Source organism: Aquiflexum sp. (assembly GCF_041751335.1).
Taxonomy (GTDB): Bacteria; Bacteroidota; Bacteroidia; order Cytophagales; family Cyclobacteriaceae; genus Aquiflexum.
In genome coordinates, this window is the sequence record NZ_JBGSXS010000067.1 from 32,957 (window position 1) to 43,505 (window position 10,549).

7 protein-coding genes are annotated in these 10,549 nt (G+C 37.5%); 1 reads left to right on the forward strand and 6 read right to left on the reverse strand.

Features of this window, described 5'->3' with window-relative positions; genetic code table 11:
- Nucleotides 1–139: 139 nt before the first annotated feature.
- Both ACEW8U_RS04160 and proB read right to left on the reverse strand, forming a co-directional pair.
- The gene (locus ACEW8U_RS04160; RefSeq protein WP_373520773.1) at nucleotides 140–1,402 is read right to left on the reverse strand and encodes a glutamate-5-semialdehyde dehydrogenase; all 1,263 of its coding nucleotides are present in this window, start codon (nucleotides 1,400–1,402) and stop codon (nucleotides 140–142) included.
- Nucleotides 1,371–2,453 carry a glutamate 5-kinase gene (gene proB / locus ACEW8U_RS04165; protein WP_373520774.1) on the reverse strand — a complete coding sequence of 361 codons (1,083 nt, stop codon included), beginning with the start codon at nucleotides 2,451–2,453 and terminating at the stop codon, nucleotides 1,371–1,373. Before proB ends, ACEW8U_RS04160 begins: the two co-directional genes overlap by 32 nt.
- A 132-nt stretch (nucleotides 2,454–2,585) precedes the next feature.
- On the opposite strand from proB, the gene ACEW8U_RS04170 reads away from it, so the two are divergent.
- Nucleotides 2,586–2,945, forward strand: a complete 360-nt coding sequence (locus tag ACEW8U_RS04170; protein WP_373520775.1) for a DUF2237 family protein — start codon at nucleotides 2,586–2,588, stop codon at nucleotides 2,943–2,945.
- Nucleotides 2,946–2,951: 6 nt separating this feature from the next.
- Here ACEW8U_RS04170 and ACEW8U_RS04175 read toward each other — a convergent pair whose 3' ends face one another.
- The 4 genes from ACEW8U_RS04175 to groL form a co-directional block, all read right to left on the reverse strand.
- A complete protein-coding gene (locus ACEW8U_RS04175; RefSeq protein ID WP_373520776.1) occupies nucleotides 2,952–7,142 on the reverse strand; it encodes a T9SS type A sorting domain-containing protein in 4,191 nt (1,396 codons plus the stop codon).
- Nucleotides 7,143–7,333: 191 nt separating this feature from the next.
- The gene (corA, locus tag ACEW8U_RS04180) at nucleotides 7,334–8,341 is read right to left on the reverse strand and encodes a magnesium/cobalt transporter CorA (RefSeq protein ID WP_373520777.1); all 1,008 of its coding nucleotides are present in this window, start codon (nucleotides 8,339–8,341) and stop codon (nucleotides 7,334–7,336) included.
- A complete protein-coding gene (locus tag ACEW8U_RS04185; protein ID WP_373520778.1) occupies nucleotides 8,342–8,716 on the reverse strand; it encodes a response regulator in 375 nt (124 codons plus the stop codon).
- A gap of 176 nt (nucleotides 8,717–8,892) precedes the next feature.
- Nucleotides 8,893–10,521 (reverse strand): chaperonin GroEL, encoded by a 1,629-nt coding sequence (groL, locus tag ACEW8U_RS04190; protein WP_373520779.1) that lies wholly within the window; start codon nucleotides 10,519–10,521, stop codon nucleotides 8,893–8,895.
- Nucleotides 10,522–10,549: the final 28 nt, after the last annotated feature.

Here is a 10,549-nt window from a genome sequence, read left to right on the forward strand (position 1 = left end):
CAGTAAACAGTTTGCAGTAAGCAGTAAGCAAGTCCCAATGGACATCTCGGATCGATATTTTTAAGCAGCTTTTAAATCAGTTTGCAGTTTTTACCGATAGAAAAAGGATATAAATAAAAGAGAAACGGACAGTAAAGGGCTATCTAATCTGTCCGTTTCCTTTGATGATCCATTTGTAGCTAGTCAGCTCATTGAGGGCCATAGGGCCTCTTGCGTGTAGTTTTTGGGTACTGATTCCTATCTCAGCTCCAAGCCCAAATTGATTGCCATCAGTAAAAGCTGTGGAAGCATTTGCATATACTGCAGCAGCATCTACCATCTTTAGAAATTGATCAATATTATTCTGGTTTTCAGAAATGATAGCTTCACTGTGTTTGGAACTAAATTCTGATATATGGTTCAGGGCTTCATCCAAATCCGATACTGTCTTGATGGACATCTGAAGTGACAAAAACTCGGTTCCAAAATGTTTGTCATTCGCCATTTCGACTCCAGGTGTTCCCTTAATATTCTCAAAGGATTTTTTATCTGCATAAATCTTCACACCTGATTTAATAAGTGGTTCCACAAGTTCTTGTAGTTCTTTTATTCGACTCTCGTGAATAATTAAACAATCAAGACTATTGCATACACTTGGCCGTCTGGTTTTCGCATTGTGAATAATTGCTTTTCCTTTTGTGAGGTTACCGGTTTCATCAAAATAGGTATGCACTATGCCTGCTCCGGTTTCAATGACAGGGACTTTGGCATTTTGCCTTACAAAATCAATTAGCCCTTGACTGCCTCTAGGAATGATAATGTCCACAAATCCGACAGCCTCCAATAAGGCTTTGGTACCTGCTCTATCTACTGGCAATAATTGATAGGCGTCTTTAGGGATATTATTGAGTTCAAGAGCTTGGTGAATGATGGATATAATTGTGCTATTGGAATGTTCCGCATCAGTGCTTCCTTTCAGCACAAGACCGTTTCCGGATTTAAGTGCTAAACTGAATACGTCAAAGGTAACATTTGGCCTTGCCTCATAGATAATTCCCAAGACTCCTAATGGCACTGAGATTTTTTGAAGTTCTAGGCCATTCTCTAAAATTTTGCTTTCCAAGACCCTGTTAAGAGGAGAGGACAGGGATTCGACTTGGGTAATTTCATTACAAATATTTTTAATTCGCTCTTCAGAAAGCAAAAGCCGGTCATATTTCGGATCATTGGGATCCATTTTGGCCAAGTCTAGGCGGTTTGCCTCCAATATTAGATTTATATTGTCAAGGGTTATTTCTTTGAGGGACCTTAGGGTTCGGAGGATTTCTTCCTCAGTGAGTATTGGTAATTTTCTTGTTGCGGATTTGACGGACTGGAAAATTTGCTGATAATCAGTCATGCTGGAATAGGTAGAGATAATCATAGTGGATAAATGGTTTTTGGTTTTTTAGCCCCAATACCTGAGAACCTGTGGCGGAGTTATATTCAGATTTTCCAAGACCGATTTTTTCACCTTTTTCATCAATGATCCGAATGATATCTCCTTTTGAAAATTCCCCTGATGTCGAAACTACACCTACAGGAAGCAGGCTGATGATTTTTTCTGATACTAAAGCTGATTTTGCACCTGCATTGATCACTACCTCACCTTTATAATATTGCTCACCATGGGCAAGCCATTTTTTTTGACTTTGTTTAGAGGACTTTGGTTCAAAAAAAGAATAAGGCATTTTGTCCTCTAAAATCCCTAGTAGTATATGGTCTTTTTTACCATTGGCTATAATGACTTGGATTCCAAGATCTGCTGATTTTCTGGCCATGGTAAGCTTGGTCAACATGCCACCCCTTCCGAATGAAGATTTGGTAGGGCTTACAACAGATTCAATTTCAGGCATTTTTGGTCCAATTATTCGGATCAATTTAGAAGCAGGGTCGGAGGGAGGCCCGTCAAAAACGCCATCTACATTGGTCATCAGCATCAAAGTATCTGCGTTGACCATGGCTGCGGCTAAAGATGCCAATTCGTCATTGTCAGTAAACATCAATTCTGTAATGGCCACAGTATCATTTTCGTTCAATATGGGGACTATTCCTTGGGATAACAGGCCAAGGATACAGTTTCTCATATTCAGATAATGTTTTCTATCCCTAAAATCTTCCTTGGTAACCAGGATTTGTGCCACTTGATGTCCATTTTCGGCAAAAAGATTTTTGTATTTTTTAATCAGGGCAATCTGACCTACTGAGGCCCAAATCTGTTTTTTGAGGACCGGGTTCAGTTTTTCCTGAAGGGATATTTCCTGCCTTCCGAAGGCTACAGCACCTGAGGTCACCAATAAAATCTTGATTCCTTTTTCGATCAGAACGGAGACCTGTTCCACCAAATGCTCCATACGGGTCTCATCAGGTTGCCCAGAATCAGTGGTAACCACATTTGAACCTATCTTAATAACTGCACAATGAATTGGATGCATGGTTTATTGTGAAATTGACACAATAATAGGTCAATAATTAAAAAAATACTAAAGAAGATCAGATTTGATTATAGTTGTTATTGCCTTATCCTTAATTTAATTTGTAGGTTTATGTATTCAAAAAAATGAGATATGGCTAGTAATGTATTTGGAGAAGAGTTGATGCTTTGCAGTTCTGAACCAATGACAGGATATTATAGAAATGGATGTTGTGAGACAGGGGCTGATGATTTGGGAACGCATACTGTTTGTGCAGTGATGTCGGATGAATTTCTCCAATTCAGTTTTAAAATGGGAAATGACCTGATTTCTCCCAGACCAGAGTATTCCTTTCCCGGATTGAAGGAAGGGGACAAGTGGTGTCTATGCGCAAGCAGATGGATGGAGGCTTATCGGGCCGGGTGTGCACCAAAAGTAATATTAGAGGCGTGCAATGAAAAAACCTTACAATATATTTCTTTAGAGGAGTTGGTTAAGTTTTCTTATTCTTGAAAGTAATCATTTAAGGATTATTTTTTTCGTTTCAACGTGGTGGTTATTATAGATTTTGACCAAATAGATACCCTTATTTAACCCACTAAGATCAATTTCAGTATTTCTTCCGGAATGGTTTTTTAAAGTGTAAACCAAACTTCCTTGAGGATTATATATAGAAATGGTAGCGTTGTTGAAATGTTGATTTTCGGCTAAAATGTTGACTTTACCTTGAGTGGGGTTGGGGTATACTTTAACTCCAAAATTTTCTCCCAAATAGTTCATTGTTACCCCAACCACATTAAAAGTCTCTGATTTGCCATCAAAGTCAGTTTGAGTTAGCCTGTAGAATTGTCTTCCAAGAACGGGGTTTTCATCAATAAATTCATAGGAGAGAATGACCTCAGAATTTCCTGCACCATCCATTAATCCTATTGGGAACCAATTTTGACCATCCAAGGATTTCATAATTGTAAAAAAAGCATTGTCCTTTTCGGTGGCTGTTGACCATGAAATCTTAATTTGTCGGTCATTGATAGCGATAGCTGAAAACTGAAGAAGTTCAATTGGTAGGATCCTAAAAGTTTGTCCCAAGGTAAAAATACCATTGGACCAATTTGAAATTGGTGTTTGATTTCTAACTGAACCTGACGAACCATTTCCACTCAATCCATTTGCGCCCAAATTAACCCATTCAAATCCATTCCATTGGGTGAAAATAAATTCTGAGTAATCTACAATTGGGCAAGTGCGGCCCTCAGACCAAGATAGTGTAACTGTTGGATTTGAAGTGCCATTAGTCCTATCAAACTCCCAGAATTCACATTCATTGACAATTCCAATACTTGACTCTTTACTTTCCCGATCATATGGCACCAAATCAGGATTGACACGAAAATACCTCCCTGTGAAGTGAAAAGCATTGGAACCACCTCCTCCAAATCCAGAAGTTGTCAAAGGCGCATAAAATCCATCATTTCCAAAGGGGTAGGTGAAAGCGGCATTGCCGATTTTTCGGATCCTACCATCTATATGACTGGTATTTGAACCGCCATTTACAGTCGAACCATCAATAAAGGTGATGAGGTTTTCATTGTTTTCAATGATTCCATTATTCAATGTCATCGTCACGCCTAGGTTAAATGGCACCAAAACCTCAAGATTTCCTGAGGTATTCATACTAAGCCTCCTAATGGTAGGTAGATTTGCCGAATCCCCCAAAAGCTGCTGACTTGTATTGCCCATGATATTAACGGTCCCATTGTTCAATCCAAATGTTATAGGGTTTGTCGAATCCAAGGTTGAAATATTTCCGGAAAAATTACTTACCCCAGTTCTCACCGGATCAAATTCACCAGCCCCATTTCGATTGAATGTTGCATTACCGATAAAATTATCACCAATTGGAGCCGAGTTTGACATTCTAATTCTTCCGGTGCCATTGGTAGTTATATGGATATTTCCAAAAGTGTTATTTCCCTGCCAATCATTATGGACCGATCCATTTTTAACCAAAATGGTATTTGTTCCGGAAACAGTACTAAATCTGTTCCCACCTATCATCACAATTCCACCATCCGATATAAATATATTATTTCGGGCAAAATGGCTATTGTTTTGAAATGTTAGACTATTGATTCCTGTATTTGAAGTAATGACAGATAAATCTCCCAGAAAAGATACGTTGTTGGATAAAAAAGTGTCTGGATGGAAGCTTCCATTTGGTGCTGATGCTCCTTGTGTGAAATTTCTGATTTCCAGGACCCCATTATTGAATTCACTAGTTTCTAATCCACCCTCTAATAATAGAGAAGACCCTCCATTTCGACCAAAATAAAATCCCCCTGTACCAGAATTATTAATAGTCACTGTCGATCCAAAAGTATTTGTCCCGTTCCTGGCTATATCAAATTCTCCTGCACTATTGTTGGTAAATAAAGAGGTTGAGATAAAATTATCCCCTTGTCCATTATTGGTCATTCGGATATAGTTTGCCGTATTTTTGACAAAATGTACTGTACCGAAAGTATTACCACCATTCCAAGAAACATATCCTCCTCCGTTTTTTTCAAAGAATGAATTTGTTCCGGTATTGGTGCTGAACTGAGAATTTCCGCCTAATGTGAGTTGCCCATTTGAGATAAAACTGTTATTGGATGCGAATCTATTATTTGCCTGTAGATTCATATCTCCCGAAGTGGTAACCGTAAAATCACCTTCAAAAGAATTGTTGCCGGCTGTAAAAGCATCAGGTCTAAAAGAACCATTTGGGATATTAGATAATTGAGTGAAGTTTTGAATATTCAATGTCCCACGATTGAAATTTGTGGTGGTTAATGCTCCACTTTGTAATTCATTAGTCCCTCCATTAGACCCGAAATTTATAGAACCTCCTGCATGGTTATTGTTTATGGTGATTTGGGCTGCATAAGTATTTGTACCAATTCGGCCAATGTCGATAGTGTTGTTGCCGTTATTGTCAAATTCACTTGTTCCTAAATAAGTATCACCGGTAGAATTTGCGAGTCTTAAGAGGTTGTTACTGTTGTTTGTGATACTGACATTACCGTTAAAAGTATTGCCTCCTTGCCAGATTAGATTTCCAGAGGCATTCTCTACCAAAATAAAATTACCTGTATGGTTTCCTCCGACCCATGTAACATTTCCACCTCCATTTCTGATTATTGTGGTGGTTTTTCCAGGATCACTAAAAGTATTTCCTCCATTTGTAATACTTATATTTCCGGCTGCAGCAAATGAATTGTCTCCTCTAAACATACTGCCACCTAAGAAAGTTATCTGTCCAATGGCAGAAATTGAAAAATCACCTTCAAATGTACTGTCCGAGACTTCGAAATTTAGGGGATTGAAAGGTCCATTTGGCGAATCCTCTATTTGAGTAAACCTTCTGAAGGTCAAGGTTCCATTTGTGAGGTTGTTAGTATTTATTCCACCGTGACTCTGCACAATAGTACCTGTTTGGGTAAGTGTACCACCAAATCTTATGTTCCCGGCTCCGTTATTATCAATAGTTATTTGGTCGGAGAATATGGTATTCCCATTAAAGGCAATATCCATAGTACTTGTGCCATTATTGACAAAGTGAACAGTGCTATTAAAGATATTCCCAACCGAATTAGACATTCTAAAAACGTTATTGGAATTATTTGTGATGAAAGCAGGTCCATTAAAAGTATTATCTCCTTCCCAAGTCATGTTACTTGAAGCATTATCAATAAAAATAAAATTTCCAAATGAATTTCCTTGACCCCAAGTAGCATTCCCACCTCCATTTCTGGTTATAGATGTAGTACCTGCCAAATTACTGAAGTGATTTCCACCATGGGAGATTAGAAACTGACCACCAGAAATAAATTCATTATTTGAGGCAAATGTATTTGCCCCTGAAAGTGTTATAGTTCCAGACGTGGTAACAGAAAAGTCCCCTAGAAAAGTTGAATTGGATACTGTAAAATTATTTGGTCTAAATTCTCCATTTGGCGCTGTACTTTGTTGTGAGAAGTTATTGATGGTTAAATTTCCGGTATTAAAGTTTGAAGTAACCAAGACTCCATTAACCAAAGAAGATGTTCCTCCTCCTTGTCCAAAATTCAATTGGTTATTGGGTGAAGTATTATTTATAGTTATTTCTTGGTTAAAAGTATTGACACCATTATAAGCAATTTCAAGAATTCCTGTCCCATTTTTATTGAAAACTACCGTAGAGTTGAACGTGTCGCCGACTGAAGATGCTAACCGAAGTCGGCTGTTATTTAAGTTGGTTATTGTAGTAGGGCCATTGAAAACATTTCCACCTCCTAAATTATTGTTTCCACCTCCATTTTTAATAATCGTAATTGTTCCATTAAACACCATATTCTGCATCTCAGAAATATTCCTTGATGTTTGAATGCTTCCATTTGATATGGTACCACCTGTAAGGTTGACATCCCTTACATTTAAATCGAATCCCGATAAATCCAAAGTACCGGCTGAAACGAAGAGATCCCGAATGGTTAAATTAGTAGGTAAGATAGGCTGATGTGGGGCAGAACTATTGTTTATGAAAACATCGTTTCCCGATCCAGGAACGGATGCGGGAGTCCAATTGCCGGCAGTATTCCAATTGCTGCTTAGATTACCTGTCCAAGTTTGAGCTTGGCAAATGGTATTTATGCACGAATACAGGAAAAGAATAGAAATAATATTTCTCATCTTAAAAGATTGGTAAAAAGATTATTTGAAAGGTTTTTAATCCTTTCAGATGGGTGATAATTTTTTATATACAAGAAAAAAATTCTTGTATACTGTTCTTTGTATTATATTAAAGTACATTTAGGTGATGGTTAAAAGTAGTAAATAACATTGAAATAAAAACAAAAAATATTAAAAAAAATATATTCAAATTAAAACCATCGTTTTAATTTAAAGTAGCGAACCATGACCAAAGTGGTAATTAAGAAAAATAGCCAAATAATAAGATAGCCATATTCCCATTGTAGTTCAGGCATGAATTCAAAGTTCATTCCATACACGCCAGCAATAAAAGTCAATGGAATAAATATGGTAGCGATAATGGTTAAAGTTTTCATTACTTCATTTTGCTTGAGGCTGATATTGGACATAAAGATTTCTACAAGGGTAGTAATGCTTTCTCGCTGCATTTCAAGGTTTTCCATAATTTCTACGGTTTGTTCGTAGATGTCATTGATAAAGGGATTGGTTTTTCTTTTGATCAATGGGTTTTCTGACTTTCTCCAAGCTGCGATCACTTCTCTGGTAGGCCAGATTATTTTCTTGATTTCCTGTAGGGCTTTTCGTTTTAGATAGACATCCGCCAACCTGATTTTATGGGAGTCACTGATGATTTCATCTTCAATTTCCTCAATAGTGTTATCCATCATTTCAAGAATCACATAATATTGATCAATGATAGCATCCAATAAAGTATAGGTAAAATAATCAGTCCCCATTTTTCTCATTCGGCCATGGGGATTTTCCAATCTTACCCTTATTTGGTCAAAAATGTCATAAGAGTTTTCTTGAAATGAAATGATAAAGTTTTTACCAAACACAATACTGACCTGTTCTATTTCCAATGCCGTAATGTCTTTTTTTGTATAGATCATTTTCGACACCAAAAATATAAAATGATCAAATTCCTCCAATTTAGGCCTTTGCTGATTGTTTTTGATGTCTTCTAGTGCAATGACATGGATATCAAACAATTCTGCAATTTCTTTAAGTAAGTTTTCATTATGCAAGCCACAGACATTGAGCCAGAATTTTTTTTCTGAATCCAGAAAAGGTTGGATTTGGTCTACAGCAGTGAGGTGATGTTTTTCGAAATGATTTTCCCCAAAAGAATACAATTCCATACTTATTTGTTGATCGAGGGCAGTTTTTGAGTCCATTTAAATGATACTTTTGATTTTTTCAGGTGTCAGTGGCTTTTCAATGAAACCTTCCACACAATCAAATTCTTTGGCTCTTTGCCTATCCAGAAAATCTATTGAGCTGGATAAAACAACAATTTTATCTTTTCTTTTTTTGAACTCAATCAAGTATTGGTTTAAAAAATCCCACCCATTCATTACTGGCATATTGATATCCAAAAAAATCAACGTATGCTGATCTGAACCTAAAGTCCGGATTTTTTCAATGGCTTTCTCAGCTTCAAGAAACTCTTCAATTTTAGGAGATATGCCCAATTTTGATAATAACCTTTTATTTATAAGGTTATTGATTGGGTCATCATCTACTAAAATAATTGAATAAAATGAGCTCATGCGGGGTTAACATTGACTTTCAAAAGCAATGGATACTAATGAAGTAATTCAAATATAATCACTCTAAATTAAAACTTACTTTCAATTAAAAAAATAAGAGGTCATGATTTCCTTTTGAGAATTAAAAGAATAAAAAAAGAGGGGCCTCAGGCCCCTCTTTTATTGGTTGTTTGAAATTACATCATTCCACCCATTCCGCCTCCGCCCATTGGCGGCATGGAAGGGGAATCTTCCTTCACATCGGCTACCACACATTCAGTAGTAAGTAGCAATGCTGCAATAGAAGCGGCATTTTCAAGTGCCAATCTTGTAACCTTTGTTGGATCAATTACTCCCGCTTCAAACAGATCTTCGTAAACGTCTGTTCTTGCGTTGTATCCGAAATTACCTTTATTTTCTTTGATCCTATTGATCACCACAGAACCTTCACGACCAGCGTTTTCTACGATTGTTCTCAAAGGAGCTTCAATAGCGATCCTGATAATGTTGACACCAGTATCTTGATCTTCATTTTCACCTTTTAAGTTATCCAAAGCAGATGAAGCCCTTACAAAAGCAACTCCTCCACCTACAACAACACCTTCTTGAACAGCTGCTCTTGTTGCATGAAGCGCATCGTCAACTCTGTCTTTTTTCTCTTTCATTTCAACTTCAGTAGCTGCTCCAATGTGGAGAATAGCAACTCCACCAGATAATTTGGCAAGTCTTTCCTGAAGTTTTTCCCTGTCGTAATCAGAAGTTGTTTTTTCAACTTGTGCTTTGATCTCTCCGATTCTAGCTTGGATAGCAGAAGATTCTCCAGCGCCATTGACAACAGTAGTGTTGTCTTTGTCTATATTGATTTTCTCTGCAGTACCTAAGTAATCCAAAGTAGCATTTTCTAATTTATAGCCTCTTTCTTCAGAAATAACAGTTCCTCCTGTAAGGATGGCAATATCTTCCAACATTGCTTTTCTTCTGTCTCCGAATCCAGGCGCTTTCACAGCTGCCACTTTCAAAGCGCCTCTGATTTTGTTGACCACCAATGTAGCCAAAGCTTCACCGTCAACATCTTCAGCGATGATCAACAATGGCCTGCCTGATTGTGCTACTGGTTCCAAAACCGGAAGAAGTTCTTTCATAGAAGAAATCTTCTTGTCATAGATCAAAATGTATGGATTCTCCAATTCCACTTCCATTTTCTCAGTATTGGTCACGAAATATGGGGAAAGGTATCCTCTGTCAAATTGCATTCCGTCAACAGTCCTAACTTCGGTTTCTGTACCTTTTGCTTCTTCGACAGTGATAACACCATCTTTACCAACTTTTTCCATAGCATCGGCAATCATTTTACCGATTTCCTCATCATTATTGGCAGATACAGTTGCTACCTGTTGTATTTCTTTGCTGGTAGAGATAGTTTTGGAATTTGCCTTCAATTGTTCAACTATAGCTCGTACAGCCTTATCAATGCCTCTTTTGAGATCCATTGGATTGGCACCTGCAGCTACGTTTTTGATACCTGCATTAAAAATTGCTTGGGTAAGCACGGTAGCAGTTGTTGTTCCATCACCTGCATTGTCAGCGGTTTTAGAAGCAACTTCTTTTACTAGTTGAGCCCCCATATTTTCGATTGGCTCAGCCAATTCAATTTCTTTTGCTACGGTAACACCATCTTTGGTGATAGTTGGAGCACCGAATTTTTTGTCAATAATGACATTTCTTCCTTTTGGTCCAAGGGTTACTTTTACTGCGTCAGCAAGAGCGTCAACGCCTTTTTTCAATCTGTCTCTTGCGATAGTGTCGAAAAACAGTTCTTTAGCCATTTTTTTGTTTTTTTAGGTTTTTGATTGT

Excerpts from the sequence above, each read along its gene's own strand:
- ACEW8U_RS04160 (WP_373520773.1), bottom strand. The coding sequence starts at position 1,402 with ATGATTATCTCTACCTATTCCAGCATGACTGATTATCAGCAAATTTTC.
- proB (WP_373520774.1), bottom strand. The coding sequence starts at position 2,453 with ATGCATCCAATTCATTGTGCAGTTATTAAGATAGGTTCAAATGTGGTT.
- ACEW8U_RS04170 (WP_373520775.1), top strand. The coding sequence starts at position 2,586 with ATGGCTAGTAATGTATTTGGAGAAGAGTTGATGCTTTGCAGTTCTGAA.
- ACEW8U_RS04175 (WP_373520776.1), bottom strand. The coding sequence starts at position 7,142 with ATGAGAAATATTATTTCTATTCTTTTCCTGTATTCGTGCATAAATACC.
- corA (WP_373520777.1), bottom strand. The coding sequence starts at position 8,341 with ATGGACTCAAAAACTGCCCTCGATCAACAAATAAGTATGGAATTGTAT.
- ACEW8U_RS04185 (WP_373520778.1), bottom strand. The coding sequence starts at position 8,716 with ATGAGCTCATTTTATTCAATTATTTTAGTAGATGATGACCCAATCAAT.
- groL (WP_373520779.1), bottom strand. The coding sequence starts at position 10,521 with ATGGCTAAAGAACTGTTTTTCGACACTATCGCAAGAGACAGATTGAAA.